This is a genomic window from Bradyrhizobium sp. CCBAU 53421 (assembly GCF_015291625.1).
Taxonomy (GTDB): domain Bacteria; phylum Pseudomonadota; class Alphaproteobacteria; order Rhizobiales; family Xanthobacteraceae; genus Bradyrhizobium.
Map to the genome: position 1 here is coordinate 5,852,077 of NZ_CP030047.1, position 14,165 is coordinate 5,866,241.

Below are 14,165 nucleotides of genomic sequence, written 5' to 3' on the forward strand. Positions count from 1 at the left end.
GGCTGGCCCCTCGCGGGCTCCAGACAACAATCCCGGAGCCTTGCCCCGGGATTGTTGGTTGCGCTGACGGTCAGTGCCGTCAAACCTGAGAGTGGCGCGCCATGAAGTTGTCATAGCCGACTTCGGCGACCTGGAACCATTGATAGCCGTTGTTGGAGAACGACGTCAGCGATTCATACACCTTCTTGAAGTTGGCATTGGTCGCCGAAACTTCGCTGTGCAGTTCCTTGGCGGCCTTGAAGGAGGCTTCCATCACCGGCGCTGGGAACGGATGCAGCTTGGTGCCGGCGGCAAGCAGCTTTTTCAGCGCGATCGGGTTGGCCTGATCGTAGCGCGCCATCATCCAGTTGTTGGCGAGATGGCCGGCCTGCTCCAGCACGTTCTGATAGAACTTCGGCAGCGCATTCCACTTGTCGAGATTGACAATCGCAAGCAGCATCGGGCCGCCTTCCCACCAGCCTGGGAAGTAGTAGTGCGGCGCGACCTTGTAGAAGCCGAGTTTCTCGTCGTCATAGGGACCAACCCACTCCGCGCCATCGATCGTGCCCTTCTCCAGCGCGGGATAGATGTCGCCGCCCGCGAGCTGCTGCGGTACGCAACCAAGCTTCTGCATCACGCGCCCGGCGAAGCCGCCGATGCGGAATTTCAGGCCCTTGAGATCGTCGACGCTGTTGATCTCCTTGCGGAACCAGCCACCCATCTGGCAGCCGGTATTGCCGGCAAGCAGCGAGGTGACGTTGTAGCTCTTGTAGAACTCGTTGAGCAGCTCCTTGCCGCCGCCGAGCATGTACCATGCCTGATTGAGCCGCGAGTTCGGGCCGAACGGCACCGACGAGCCGAAGGTGAAGGTCGGATCCTTGCCGAAGTAGTAATAGGACGCGGTGTGGCCCATCTCGACGGTTGCGCTTTGCACGGCGTCGAGCACCTGCAGGCCGGGCACGATCTCACCGGCGGCAAAGGTCTGGATCTGGAACTTGTTGTCAGTGGCTTCACCCACCGCCTTGGCCATCAGCTCGGCGCCGCCATGCAGCGTGTCGAGCGACTTCGGCCAGCTCGTCGTCATGCGCCATTTGAGCTCCGGCATCGACTGCGCGATCGCGGGAGCTGCGACCGTTGCCGCGCCTGCGACGCCGAGGCCCGTGACCTTGATGAAATCTCTGCGCTTCATGTCAATCCTCCCCTGTATGATTGTGTTGTCCGAGCGTCGACTGCTTGCGATCGTCGCGCTGCTTTTCTTTGCCATCATGACCGGTGACCGATCATGCGCCGCCTTCGTGCCGAGGCTTCGGGCGCGAGCATGGAACATCCCCTCTCCGAACGCCAGACGCAAAAAACCCGGCCTCCTTGCGGAGGCCGGGCTACTTAAGTCGAAGCTTCGTTCTCTTCTCGCGAACGCTCGAAGCGCCGTTAGCCGCGGGTGCGCGAGCGGATCATGAAGCTGTCGAAGGTGTACTCGGCGACCTGCCACCACAGATACTGGTCGGAGCGGTACGCCTGCATGGCGTCGATCGACTTCTTGAAGTCGGCATTCTTGGCCGAGATTTCAGCCCACAGCTCGTTGGTCGCCTTGAGGCAGGCCTCGAGCACTTCGTTGGTGAACGGACGCAGCTGCGTGCCGCCGGCCACCAGCCGCTTCAGCGCCGAGGGATTCTGCATGTCGTAGCGTGCGGCCATCCAGGTGTTGGCATTGGCGGTCGCGTTGGTCAGGATCGCCTGGTAGTTCTTCGGCAGCGCGTTCCACTTTTCGAGGTTGCAGTAGGCGTGCACGGTCGGGCCGCCTTCCCAGAAGCCCGGATAGTAGTAGTACTTGGCGACCTTCTGGAAGCCGAGCTTCTCATCGTCATAGGGACCGACCCACTCGGCGGCGTCGATGGTGCCCTTTTCCAGCGCCGGATAGATGTCGCCGCCGGCGAGCTGCTGCGGCACCACGCCGACCTTCTGCAGCACCTGACCGGCGATGCCGCCGATCCGGAATTTGAGGCCGGAGAGATCGGCGACCGTCTTGATCTCCTTGCGGAACCAGCCGCCCATCTGGGTGCCGGTGTTGCCGCACGGGAAGCCGATCACGCCGAACTTCTTGAAGAACTCGTTGCCGAGCGCCTCGCCGCCGCCCTGGTACCACCAGGAGTTCTGCATGCGGGCATTGAGGCCGAACGGCACCGACGCGTAGATCGCAAAGGTCGGGTCCTTGCCGACATAGTAATAGGACACGGTGTGGCACATCTCGACCGTGCCGTTGGAGGTCGCGTCCAGCGCCTGCAGGCCCGGGACGATCTCACCCGCCGCGAACACCTGGATCTGGAACTTGTTGTCGGTCATTTCGGCGACATACTTCGCCACCTGATCGGCACCGCCGTAGATGGTGTCCAGCGACTTCGGGAAGCTCGAGGTCAGGCGCCACTTGATTTCAGGCGAGGACTGCGCGATCGCCGGCGCGGCAACCGCCGTCGCGGCAGCACCGGCCGCAGACACTTTCAAAAAATCACGACGCTTCATCGTAAGGCTTCTCCTTGAGGGGCGTTTCCCGGTGACCGCAAGCAATTCTCCGGCGGGACGCTTGCAAAAAGGCCAGCCGAGGCGCTCTGGGTCGGCCCTTTAACACGGAAGGCGGCCTCACGGAAACGCGACAATGGCATGACCGCACCAATTAAACGAAAGTCTGATGACGCGGGAGATCTGCTGGAAAACGCAGCCTCCTGCCGCTGCCGGGACCGCCTGCAGGGGCTCGCTGGCTTGTCGTCCATCGCGCGGTAAATCGCCGCGTACGGGCCGCCGCCCGGTCGGCGCTCAACCACCGGGCCGCCGTGGCCATCAGCGCCGCGTCGCCTCTCGCGCCTTCTTGGCTTTGTCGGCCAGATGCCGCCCGCGCCGGATCCAGCTTTGCGCAGTCGTCTTGCTCACACCATACGTTTTGGCGATCGCGGTGGCGGCCTCGCCGATCGAGTCGGATTTCTTCGCAAGGTTGAACGCCATCCGGGAGGCCTCTTCGCGCTTCTCCCGCGTCAGATGCTTGCGGCGTTCCTTGCTTCCTTCGCGCGATGCTGCCATGTCGCCGGTCGCCTCACGGCCCCTTCCCGCATTTCGGCTACCCGTGCCCGCCTTCAAGCGACGGAACGGTGGTACGATTCGGCCAGTGCCGGACAAACATACAGGCCGGACGCGATTCAGCAATCGTCCAGCGGCGACAGGCCTGTGAAGAAAGGCCACCGGGAGCCGGCCCTCGAGGGCCGTCGGCCATCGCGCCGGCTCAGGCGGCGGCGATCACGCCTTGCAGCTGCTCGCGAACCTTGCTGCCGATCGCGCGGTAGATCGCCGCGTGCGGGCCATCCGGCTCGCTCTCGACCACCGGGTTGCCGGCATCGGAGGCGGTGCGGATGGCGATGTGCAGGGGGATCTCGCCGAGGAACGGCACCCCGAGCTTCTCGGCCTCGTGGCGGGCGCCGCCATGGCCGAAGATGTCCGAGCGCGTGCCGCAATGCGGGCACTGGAAATAGCTCATGTTCTCGACGATGCCGAGCACCGGCACATTGACCTTCTTGAACATCGCCAGCCCGCGCCGGGCATCGATCAGCGAGAGGTCCTGCGGCGTCGAGATGATGACGGCGCCCTTGAGCGGGACGTTCTGCGCCAGCGTGAGCTGCGCATCGCCGGTGCCGGGCGGCATATCGACGACCAGCACGTCGAGCGTGCCCCAGGCGACGTCGCGCAGCATCTGGGTGATCGCCGACATCACCATCGGCCCGCGCCAGATCATCGCGGTGTCTTCCTCGACCAAAAAGCCGATCGACATGATCGACAGGCCGAAGCGCTGCAGCGGGACCATCTTCTTGTCGTCGTTGAGCTGCGGCTTCTCGCGGATGCCGGTCAGCCGCGGCACCGACGGTCCGTAGATGTCGGCGTCGAGCAGCCCGACGCGCAGGCCGATGTCGCGCAGACCGAGCGCGAGGTTGAGTGCCGTGGTCGACTTGCCGACCCCGCCCTTGCCGGAGGCAACCGCGATGACGGCGGAGATGCCGGGGATCTCGGCCTGGCGGGCCATCGGCGATTGCGCACCGGGCGGGTGCGGATGACGGTGCGCGGACGCAGGCTGGACACCGCCGGCCGGCCGCGGCGTCGGCGCCGCAGCACCCGCCTTGCGCTCCGCGGTCAGCGCGATCATCGCGACGCTGACGCCGGGAATGGCGCGCACGGCGTTCTCGGCCTGCGCACGCACGCTCTCCCAGGCGCGGGCTTCGGCGGCATCGACGTTGATCGAGAAAAAGACCTTGCCGTCGGTGACCGTGATCGCCGACAGCACGTTGGCGTTGGTCAAGGCGGTGCCGCGAGGCGACATCACCTTGGCAAGACAATCGAGAACCTGTTGCTGCGTCACGCTCACCGCGCATCTCCCGGCCGTTTTAGTCGGCATGATCTTGTTCGGAAAACCGCTTCGCACTTTTCCGGATCATGCCCCAAGAGAGCACCCATAGAGCGTTGCAGCGCAAAAGGCTACCTCGCTCCGACGTCGTCCCGCCGCTCGGCCGGAGCAGCCGCGCCGCCTTCCTTGGCGGCCTCGTAGTTCAGCTCGATCATGACCCCGTTGGGGTCGTTGACGAAGATCTGCCAGAGGTCGCCGCCGGGAACCTGGCGCGAGTCGAATTCCATGCCCTTGGACTGCAGCCGCTGCCGCATCCCGTCAAAGCCCTGGCTGGCAAAGGCGACGTGATGGACGACGCCCGAGTCAGGCTTTTGTGCCTCGTCGGTCGCGGAAATATCGACCAGATGCACGACCGCCTTGCCCTCGCTGTACATCCACGCACCGGGGAACGCGAAGTTCGGCCGCGCGCCCTTTTCCAGGCCCAGAATGTCCTCGTAGAACCGCACCGTGGCGGCGAGATTCCGGGTCCGGATATTGAAATGATCGAGCACACCGACGCTCATGCCCATGCGAGACACTCCCTTTTTTGTGAGGTTCTTTTGGTGGGCCGATCCTAGCACAAAACCGGGGTCTGCCATCCAACGAAGCCGTTGCCCTCCGCTGCGCAGGGGGTATGGTGCGGCTCCTTCCATGGACGAAAATGCCCTGCCCGCCGCGACGTTTTCCGGCGGTCTCAAGGGGCGGTCACCACGGCAAATCACAAGGTATCAGACATGGCTAAAGTCGCTTTCCTCGGTCTCGGCGTAATGGGTTTCCCGATGGCGGGACACCTCGTGAAAAAGGGCGGCCATGAGGTCACCGTTTACAACCGGACCGCGGCGAAGGCGAAGGAATGGGCCGACAAGTTCGGCGGCAAGACCGCACCGACCCCGAAGGCCGCCGCCGAAGGCCAGGATTTCGTGATGTGCTGCGTCGGCAACGACAACGACCTGCGCGCCGTCACCATCGGCCCCGACGGCGCCTTCGCCGGCATGAAGAAGGGCGCGACCTTCGTCGACCACACCACCGCCTCCGCCGAAGTCGCCCGCGAGCTCGATGCCGCCGCCACCAAGGCCGGCTTCAAATTCGTCGATGCGCCGGTGTCCGGCGGCCAGGCCGGCGCCGAGAACGGCGTGCTGACGGTGATGTGCGGCGGCAGCGAAGCCGCCTATGCCGGCGCCGAGCCGATCATCTCCGGTGCCTATGCGCGGATGTGCAAGCTGCTCGGACCGGCAGGCGCCGGCCAGCTGACCAAGATGGTCAACCAGATCTGCATCGCAGGCCTCGTGCAGGGCCTGTCCGAGGGCATCCACTTCGCCAAGAAGAGTGGCCTCGACGTCACCGCCGTGATCGAGACCATCTCCAAGGGCGCGGCGCAGTCCTGGCAGATGGAGAACCGCTACAAGACCATGAACGAGGGCAAGTACGATTTCGGCTTCGCGGTCGAATGGATGCGCAAGGACCTCTCGATCGCGCTGGCGGAAGCCCGCCGCAACGGCGCGACGCTGCCGGCGACCGCGCTTGTCGACCAGTTCTATGCCGAGGTCGAGAAGATGGGTGGCAAGCGCTGGGATACGTCGAGCCTGCTGGCGCGGTTGCAGAGGTAACTCATCAACCTCCCCCTTGCGAGACAGGGCTATCGCAGATGGCACTCGCGGCTTCTGTGACAGCCTGTCTCCGCATGGGCGCACTGCCAAAATATCGAAAACAACCCCATGCAAAGTAACCGGCAGCTGCCGGCGTTCGACACGACGACTTGACACGTCGGGCAACTCAGCGGCACAATTCCATTATTCCGAAATCGTGCCGGGAATTGCGGTGACAGTGCACTTGACTTAATCGAGGTTGACTGTGCTTCTGCTGGCAGAATGAGAGTCCGTTAAGTGCACCGTAGTTCCCCAGCGGTAAGCCGGAGGGGGCCTTCTGACAGGTGAGAGCAGGACTCACATCAGTTGGGATACTTGTTGGGCTCGCGCTTCTCACGGCGCGGGCCACCGCCGCTGAGCCGGGCGCCTGGTGGCCCCGACGGCCTGTTGCGGGATAGGCCTGTCTGCAAGACGCAACACTATCCGATCAGATGGACCCATTCAGTGCCCGAACGGTTCGACCAGGATCCATTCGAGAACAGCGTGCTGTGGTCGCGCGCCTATCTCGAATACCGCGCGGGCCGACGAGCCAGTGCCCCGCGATGGGTCTCGGACGGGATGCGCTGAAAAGGTTAATTTAACCTCCGGTTAACGCCTTTCTTTAGCTCTTTAAGGTAACGCTTAATGAATTGGCGTCACAGATAGACAATGCAAAAAGCCCGCGCGGTTCGTGGGCAGGACTTGTGTTGTTGATGAGTAATCCCGCAGAAAAGCCTGAAGTTGTAGCGCTTCCGGCAGGACCTCAAGTGGCAGCGCCGGTGAACAGCCGGCGCGTCGCTGCGCAGCGGGTGCGCGAGGCACGGGATCGGTTAACGTCGTCAAGTGGAACCCGCCCGGCATTCGACGCCGAACTGCTGCGCCAATACGCCCAGACCCGGATCTCGGCCTCCTACGTCGTGATGCTGCTCGTGGTGGCAACCGGCGTCCTGTTTGGCCTCTGGATGAAGCCGATCGTGGCGGGCGCCTGGACGGTCGGCATCCTCGGTGTCCATCTCGCGATCATCCGCAGCTGCTACCGCTTCCTCGCCGAGCCGACCTCGGTCGCGGTGACCCGCAAATGGCGGACTCGCTTCGTGCTGCTCGACCTGCTCTACGGCCTGTGCTGGACCGCGATCCTGATCCACCCCGCCGGACGCGATCTCTCCTCCAACACGCTGATGATGTTCCTGATGCTGCTGGTGATCGCGGTCTCCAGCATGCTGGCGGCGAGCCTGCCGATCGCAGCACTCGCGGCGACCGTTCCGGTGACGGTCGGGATCGCGCTCGACCTCGTGCTCAACGGTGCGTTCGACAATTACGTGCTGGCGCTGCTCGCGCTTGCCGCCGAGGGCTATTTCGCGCTGCTGGCGCATCGCCTGCATTCGACCACGCTGGCGACGCTGGAAGCCCGCGCCGAAAAGGACGCGCTGATCGGCGAGCTGGAACAGGCCAAGGCGATCTCCGACGAGGCGCGGCACCGCGCCGAATCCGCCAACGTCGCCAAGTCGCGCTTCCTGGCCCAGATGAGCCACGAGCTGCGCACGCCGCTCAACGCCATCCTCGGCTTCTCCGAGGTGATGAAGAGCGAGATCTTCGGCGCGCACGCGGTGCCGGTCTACAAGGAATATTCCGCCGACATCCATAATTCCGGCGTGCACCTGCTCAACCTCATCAACGAGATCCTCGATCTGTCGCGCATCGAGGCCGGCCGTTACGAGCTGAACGAAGAGGCCGTCGCGCTGGTGCATGTCGTCGCCGACTGCCACCATCTCCTGAAGCTGCGCGCCTCCAGCCGCGGCATCACCATCCACGAGGTGTTCGAGCACGGCATGCCGAGGATCTGGGGCGACGAGCGCGCCATCCGCCAGGTCGTGCTCAACCTGCTCTCCAACTCGATCAAGTTCACCCCGCAGGGCGGCGAGATCTGGCTGAAGGTCGGTTGGACCGCATCGGGCGGGCAATATCTGAGCGTCAAGGACACCGGAAGCGGCATCGCCGAGGACGAGATCCCGGTCGTGCTGGCCTCGTTCGGCCAGGGCTCCAACTCGATCAAGTCGGCGGAACAGGGCGCGGGCCTTGGCCTGCCGATCGCGAAGAGCCTGATCGACATGCATGGCGGCACCTTCACGCTGAAATCGAAGCTGCGCATCGGCACCGAGGTGATCGTGACCTTGCCGCCGGAGCGGGTGATGAGCGCGCTGGCGCCGATGACGGAAGAGGCGCCGCCGATGCAGCCGCCTGAGCCCGCCGAGCCCGCGATGGGCGCCGACCGGAAACGCGTGCGTCGCAAGTCGATCATGAGTGCCGGCACCGGATTGTAGAGCATGTCGCGGAAGATCGTGACGCGGAATTCGCTACCAACGAACGCAAGGCGTTCGCGCCAGGACCATGCTCACGACAAAAGGCCGGGGCGTGATGGTGCATCCCGATTCGACCGGCTTGCACTGGCGGGTGAAACGGTTCAACAGTTGAAGCATGAGCTCAGAAACGCCGTGTATCGCAGTCTGCATGATGGACCCCAGGACGAAGCTCTGCTTCGGCTGTGGTCGCACGCTTCCGGAGATCGCGCGCTGGCACAAGATGGACCGCGCGGAGCGGCTGTCCGTGATGGCGACGCTGCCGGCGCGGATGGCCGAGGCTGGGCTCGAGCGCATGGAGCCGCGTCCGAAGCGCGCGTGACCACCGCCGCGACCGGAGTCGCACCGTGACCCGTATCCTCCTCGTCATCCTGCTCTTGATGGCAACCGCCGGCGCGGTTGTCGCCTATGGCGATCCCGATCAGATCGCGCTCGCCAGACAGAACCTGACCCAGCTCTTCGGTCGCAGCATCGCCGCGCCGGCCTCCGCCCCTGCCCCGGCGGTGCAGATTGCGCGCAGCCAGGGCGGTGAATTCGCGTTCCGCGCCAAGATCAACGGCGTCAGCGCACCGATGGTGATCGACACCGGCGCGACCTCGGTCGTACTGACCTGGGAAACCGCCAAGGCGATCGGGCTCCCGACCGACATGCTCGAATACAATGTCGACCTGGAGACCGCCGGCGGTCACACCAAGGCGGCGCGGCTCGTGCTCGATCGTCTAGCGGTCGGCAAGCTGGTCGAGAAATCGGTGCCGGCGCTGGTGGTGCAGCGTGGTCAGATGAAGACCAACCTGCTCGGCATGAGCTTCCTCGACCGGCTGGAAAGCTGGGGCGTCCGCTCCGACACGCTGAGCCTGACCGGTTACCCCGACGTCACCGGCAGCATCAACGCCTCCAGCCGTCACCGTCGCCCGCGCACGGTCGTCGACTAGGCTGCGCCAACCATCAACGCAACGAAAGCCAGGAGCGGCTTGATGCCGTCTCCTCTGCTTGCATGCCCGACGCGTGCACGATGCGGATCAATTTCCGCAGTGAAACGACGCAACGCACCGAGCGCATGAATAATCTGCAGTCGTACTGTCGAAAAGCTATGATTGTAGCGCGCACGAAAAGTGGCTCTACTGAGCTTCGCTTTGTGCTCCGGCATGTCGGAGCGCTACAAGTCTGATAGCGACGCGGTCAGAGACAAGTATTTCCAATCTCGCACGCCGCGCGGAAAAGAAATTTCCGAGATCAAGACAAAGACAGCATCAAGCTACTGTTTGGCCAGGCGGGGCAACCATGAATGTTCGATCCGGTTTTCTGGACTCCATTGGCAACACTCCGTTGATCAGGCTGCGCGCGGCATCGCAGATCACCGGCTGCAACATTTACGGCAAGGCCGAATTCCTTAATCCGGGCGGCTCGATCAAGGATCGTGCGGCGCTCGCCATCATCGACGATGCCGAGCAGCGCGGCCGGCTCGAGCCGGGCGGCGTCATCGTGGAAGGCACGGCCGGTAACGTCGGCATCGGCATTGCGCTCGTGGCCAATGCGCGCGGCTATCGATCCGTGATCGTGATGCCCGATACGCAAAGTCAGGAAAAGCAGGACATGCTGCGGCTGTGCGGCGCCGATCTGCGCCTGATGCCCGCCGTGCCATCTTCCCATCCGGACCACTATGCGCGCTATTCCGGCCGCCTCGCCGAGGAGCTCGGCGCGTTCTGGGCCGATCAGTTCGACAACGTCGCCAACCGCGACGGCCACTACCGCACGACCGGCCCCGAGATCTGGCAACAGACGGATGGCAAGGTCGATGGCTTCACCTGCGCCGTCGGCAGCGGCGGGACGCTGGGTGGCATTGCGCGCGCCCTCAAGGAGCGAAACCCCGATGTGAAGATTGCGCTCAGCGACCCCATGGGCGCCGCGCTCTACAACTGGTTCACGAAGGGCGAGCTGACGACGGAGGGTGAGTCGATCACGGAAGGCATCGGCCAGGTGCGTGTGACGAAGAACCTCGAGGGCACCCCAATCGACATGGCCTACCGGATCACCGATGAGGAGGCGCTACCCGTCCTGTTCGACCTGGTCGCCCATGAGGGCTTGGTGCTGGGCGGATCCAGCGCGATCAACGTTGTCGGAGCCATGCGGCTTGCACGCGACCTTGGTCCGGGCAAGACCATCGTCACCATCCTTGCGGACGGTGGCCAGCGCTACCAGTCCAAACTCTTCAATCCGGACTTCCTCCGCAAGAAGAACCTCCCGCTCCCGCCCTGGATGACGTGATCGGGAACCAACCTCGCGCAATCGCTGCGCAACGCCACCACCCGCCGCTAGCGGTCGTCGTCGTGGATCGACGACGGATGCCGGCACAGCGGCGTGACGCGGATCTCCATGAACGGAAACAGCGGCAGGCCGGACAGGATGTCGTGCAATTCCTGCGCACCCGACACGTCGAAGATGCTGACATTGGCGTAGCGCCCGGCCACCCGCCACAGATGGCGCCAGGCTCCCGTGCGCTGCAGCTCCATGGCGCGCGCGCGTTCGGCGTGCTTCAGCGCATCGACCTTCTCGGCCGGGAGATCGTGCGGAATCCGCACGTCCATTTCGACGTGAAACAGCATGGTGGTCAACTCTCCCTGCAAGCGACGAAGCGCGGTACGAAAATGGACTGGAGCCGCTGCGCGATTGCGGCGGCTCCAGTACTCCGTCTACCAGATCGTCAGCCCTGTCGTCAGCCTTGTCATCAGCCTTGTCATCAGCCTTGCACCAGGCCGCGGCTGACGAGGTTGATGTCGTCGGGATTGACGAGGTCCTTCGCCGTCCAGCCGGAGACGTCGTAGTCGCTCATGCAGTTGCGCACGAAGTCCTGCATGGCACCGAGGTCGCCGGTGGCGCTCGCGGCCATCAGCGTCTCGACCCGCAGGTTCTCATAATTGCCCGCGTAGTTGCGCTCGTAGAGCTCGTGGCGGCCGCCGAACTCGGAGCCGACCGCGTCCCACAGCAGCTTGAGCAGCTTGATCCGGTCGATCGCGGCATAGCCGTTGGAGCCGCGCACGAAGCGGTCGAGATAAGGCCGGATCGCCTCGCTCTCGAGGTCGGCCGAGCTCGACGGCAGATAGATCAGGCCGCTTGCGACATGGCGCTCGATCAATTCCTTGATCCGCGGATAGGCCATCGGTGCGAACACGCGATAGGCCAGCCCGTAATTCAGATTGGGCAGATTGTAACCATCGGTCCCCTGCCAGGCGATCGGCGATTTCACCATCGCATCGGCAATGCCGTGGAACAGATTGCGCCAGGCGATCACCTCACCCACCGCCGTCTGCACGCCGCGGAAATCCTTCGATCCGGTCGCCTCGACAGCCATCGAGAACAGGCCGGCAATGAAGTCGAGCTTGACGGCAAGCCGCGTCACGCCGTGCAGCGTGAAGCGCGGGATGAAGCCCGACGCCGGGAAGAACTGGTTGATCTTGTCGACGTCGCCATAGATGAAGACGTTCTCCCAGGGCACGAGCACCTTGTCGAACACGAGGATCGAGTCGTTCTCATCGAAGCGGCTGGACAGCGGATAGTCGAACGGCGAGCCGGTCGCAGCCGCGGTGAATTCGTATGACGAACGGGCAATCAGCTTGATGCCCTTGGCATCCATCGGCGCCGTGAAGATCAGCGCGAACGACTTGTCCTTGATCGGAATGCCGTAATGGGCGATGAAATTGTAGTGCGTCAGCGCCGAGCCGGTGGCAACCACCTTGGCGCCCGAGACGATCAGGCCGGCGTCGGTCTCCTTCTCGACGTGCATGAAGACGTCGCGCACCTCCTCGATGGCACGATCGCGATCGATCGGCGGATTGACGATGGCGTGATTCCAGAAGTCGAGCCGCTCCTGGGTCCGGGCATACCACTTCTTCGCGTTGCCGGCGTATTCGCCGTAGAAGCCCGAGTTCGCGCCGAGGGTGCCGAGGAACGCCGCCTTGTAGTCGGGCGAGCGGCCCATCCAGCCATACGCGACCTTCTGCAATTCGGCGATCGCGTCGCGGCCCCTGACGAGATCGTCTGCCGTCTTCGAGCCGAGGAAGAACGGATGGGTCAGCTGTCCCGAGCCGGTGTCGGTCAGGACGCCGATCTGATCCTTCTTCTCATGAAAGCGGTCGTACCAGCGCGCCACCATCCGCGCCGAATTGCGAAAGGCGGGATGCGCGGTGACGTTCTTGACGCGCTCGCCGTAGATGTAGATCTCGCGGCCGTCCTGGATGCTGTCCAGGAATTCGGCGCCGGTGTAGACGCTGGTGGTGGACGCAGGCAAATCGGCCCGCAGGGCAGCTGCTGTAGTCATGGGTTTCTCCTCCGCTTGTGTCGTTGGACCGGCGGGCGTTGCCGGCCCGGACCATCCCGTCACGCTCTTGGTCGGCGTGACATCGGAGGAAAAGCTACGCGCTCAGCCTGAGCGGACGAAAGGTATCACACCATACCGCGCGGACCGTCGCCGCTCGGGCTATGACTCAGGTGGCACGGACCGGACGGCAAACGATCGTCAGGCCGACGCAATGCCGCAGCTGACGCAGTAATCGCACAGCACGGCAAAGGGAGCGAACCGTGGACAAGAATCCGGGCAAGGGTTTTGACAGCGCTGCTGTCGCTTTCCATCGCGACGGGGAATTGGCCCTCGCGGCCTGCGTCGTGACCATCGGCGCGTTCGACGGCGTCCATCGCGGCCACCAGGAACTGCTCCGGCAGACCATTGCGGCAGCGCGACGCCGCGGCGTTCCGGCCGTGGTCTATACCTTCGATCCGCCGCCAAAGGTGTATTTCGGCCAGGCCGAGGCGTTGATACCGCTGCGCGAAAAGCTCCAGCGCATCGCAACATTCGCGCCTGACCACGTCGTGGTCGCCGATTTCAACCAGATCTACGCCCGCCGCGGCGCGGCCCAGTTCCTCACCGAATTGCAGCTCCTGCAACCGCGCGAAGTGATCGTCGGCGAGGATTTCCGCTTCGGGTCCTGCAAGGGCGGCACCGCGCAGCTGCTGCGGCAGCATTTCAACACGCGGATCCTGCCTCCGGTGCGCTGCGGCAATGGCGAGATCGTCTCCAGCAGCCGGATCCGCGCGCTTCGGCGATCCGGCCTTGCGGCCGCAGCATCAGCGCTGGAAAACTGGCGAGACATCGTGACCGCGCCACCTGTCAATCGATCCAGCCTGATCCAACTCGAGGTCATCAGCCCATGACCGCCATCGATCCGCGCGAGCTGCGCAATGCCTGCGGCCAGTTCGGCACCGGCGTCACCATCATCACCACCCATTGCGGGGGACGCGACCACGGCATGACGGCCAATGCCTTCATGTCTGTCTCGCTCGATCCGCCGCTGGTCGCGATCTCGATCGCGAAAAGCGCGAAGATGCTTTGCAACATCCAGGACACCGGCCGCTTCGCGGTCAGCGTGCTCGCCGAGGGCATGGAGGATCTGGCCTGGCATTTTGCAGGCAAGCCCAAGCTCGACCTCCGCGACGTCTTCGAGCGCCGCAACGAGCTGCCCGTCATCGCCAACGCGGCGGCGTATTTCGTGACCGATCTTGCCGATGAGGTCGTGGCCGGCGACCACACCATTTTTCTCGGCCGCGTCCGCGAGATGGCGCTGGAGCCCGGCAAGAAGCCGCTGCTGTTCTGCCGCGGCCGCTTCGGCGGCCTTGCCGATCCGCACCCGGCGCCCGCGATGCTGGAGAATGCCGCTTACGAATTTGTCTGGTGAAACCGCCAACCTAAATTCCCGAAAACGGGGATGCAAGTTTGATCCAAACTGCAAGAAAAGG

14 protein-coding genes are annotated in these 14,165 nt (G+C 64.1%); 7 read left to right on the forward strand and 7 right to left on the reverse strand.

Annotated features, from left to right (window positions below):
- Positions 1-79: 79 nt before the first annotated feature.
- From XH92_RS28030 to XH92_RS28050, 5 genes are all read right to left on the reverse strand, one after another.
- On the reverse strand, positions 80-1,168 hold the full coding sequence (locus XH92_RS28030; RefSeq protein ID WP_194455004.1) for a TRAP transporter substrate-binding protein: 1,089 nt from the start codon (positions 1,166-1,168) through the stop codon (positions 80-82).
- Between the two features lie 239 nt (positions 1,169-1,407).
- Positions 1,408-2,496: a TRAP transporter substrate-binding protein gene (locus tag XH92_RS28035; protein ID WP_194455005.1), complete on the reverse strand. Its 1,089-nt coding sequence runs from the start codon at positions 2,494-2,496 to the stop codon at positions 1,408-1,410.
- A 315-nt stretch (positions 2,497-2,811) separates the two neighbouring features.
- Positions 2,812-3,048, reverse strand: a complete 237-nt coding sequence (locus XH92_RS28040) for a hypothetical protein (RefSeq protein WP_194461448.1) — start codon at positions 3,046-3,048, stop codon at positions 2,812-2,814.
- Between the two features lie 199 nt (positions 3,049-3,247).
- Positions 3,248-4,378, reverse strand: coding sequence for an Mrp/NBP35 family ATP-binding protein (locus tag XH92_RS28045; protein WP_194455006.1), 1,131 nt, complete (start codon positions 4,376-4,378; stop codon positions 3,248-3,250).
- Between the two features lie 110 nt (positions 4,379-4,488).
- Positions 4,489-4,926: a VOC family protein gene (locus XH92_RS28050; RefSeq protein WP_050400268.1), complete on the reverse strand. Its 438-nt coding sequence runs from the start codon at positions 4,924-4,926 to the stop codon at positions 4,489-4,491.
- Positions 4,927-5,130: 204 nt separating this feature from the next.
- Between XH92_RS28050 and XH92_RS28055 the strand changes: the two genes are divergently transcribed.
- From XH92_RS28055 to XH92_RS28075, 5 genes are all read left to right on the forward strand, one after another.
- Positions 5,131-6,003, forward strand: a complete 873-nt coding sequence (locus tag XH92_RS28055) for an NAD(P)-dependent oxidoreductase (RefSeq protein WP_194455007.1) — start codon at positions 5,131-5,133, stop codon at positions 6,001-6,003.
- A 731-nt stretch (positions 6,004-6,734) separates the two neighbouring features.
- Positions 6,735-8,342 (forward strand): HAMP domain-containing sensor histidine kinase, encoded by a 1,608-nt coding sequence (locus tag XH92_RS28060; RefSeq protein WP_194455008.1) that lies wholly within the window; start codon positions 6,735-6,737, stop codon positions 8,340-8,342.
- A 154-nt stretch (positions 8,343-8,496) separates the two neighbouring features.
- Positions 8,497-8,700 carry a DUF1289 domain-containing protein gene (locus XH92_RS28065; RefSeq protein ID WP_028334232.1) on the forward strand — a complete coding sequence of 68 codons (204 nt, stop codon included), beginning with the start codon at positions 8,497-8,499 and terminating at the stop codon, positions 8,698-8,700.
- Positions 8,701-8,725: 25 nt separating this feature from the next.
- Positions 8,726-9,310: a TIGR02281 family clan AA aspartic protease gene (locus tag XH92_RS28070; RefSeq protein ID WP_194455009.1), complete on the forward strand. Its 585-nt coding sequence runs from the start codon at positions 8,726-8,728 to the stop codon at positions 9,308-9,310.
- Positions 9,311-9,659: 349 nt separating this feature from the next.
- On the forward strand, positions 9,660-10,643 hold the full coding sequence (locus tag XH92_RS28075) for a cysteine synthase A (protein WP_194455010.1): 984 nt from the start codon (positions 9,660-9,662) through the stop codon (positions 10,641-10,643).
- Positions 10,644-10,690: 47 nt separating this feature from the next.
- Here XH92_RS28075 and catC read toward each other — a convergent pair whose 3' ends face one another.
- Both catC and XH92_RS28085 read right to left on the reverse strand, forming a co-directional pair.
- Complete coding sequence (catC, locus tag XH92_RS28080; RefSeq protein WP_194455011.1) at positions 10,691-10,981, reverse strand: muconolactone Delta-isomerase; 291 nt, start codon at positions 10,979-10,981, stop codon at positions 10,691-10,693.
- Between the two features lie 134 nt (positions 10,982-11,115).
- Complete coding sequence (locus tag XH92_RS28085) at positions 11,116-12,693, reverse strand: 4-hydroxyphenylacetate 3-hydroxylase N-terminal domain-containing protein (protein WP_194455012.1); 1,578 nt, start codon at positions 12,691-12,693, stop codon at positions 11,116-11,118.
- Positions 12,694-12,953: 260 nt separating this feature from the next.
- On the opposite strand from XH92_RS28085, the gene XH92_RS28090 reads away from it, so the two are divergent.
- Both XH92_RS28090 and XH92_RS28095 read left to right on the forward strand, forming a co-directional pair.
- The gene (locus XH92_RS28090; protein WP_246787660.1) at positions 12,954-13,583 is read left to right on the forward strand and encodes an FAD synthetase; all 630 of its coding nucleotides are present in this window, start codon (positions 12,954-12,956) and stop codon (positions 13,581-13,583) included.
- Positions 13,580-14,104, forward strand: a complete 525-nt coding sequence (locus tag XH92_RS28095; RefSeq protein WP_194455013.1) for a flavin reductase family protein — start codon at positions 13,580-13,582, stop codon at positions 14,102-14,104. The genes XH92_RS28090 and XH92_RS28095 overlap by 4 nt, the downstream gene beginning before the upstream one ends.
- Positions 14,105-14,165: the final 61 nt, after the last annotated feature.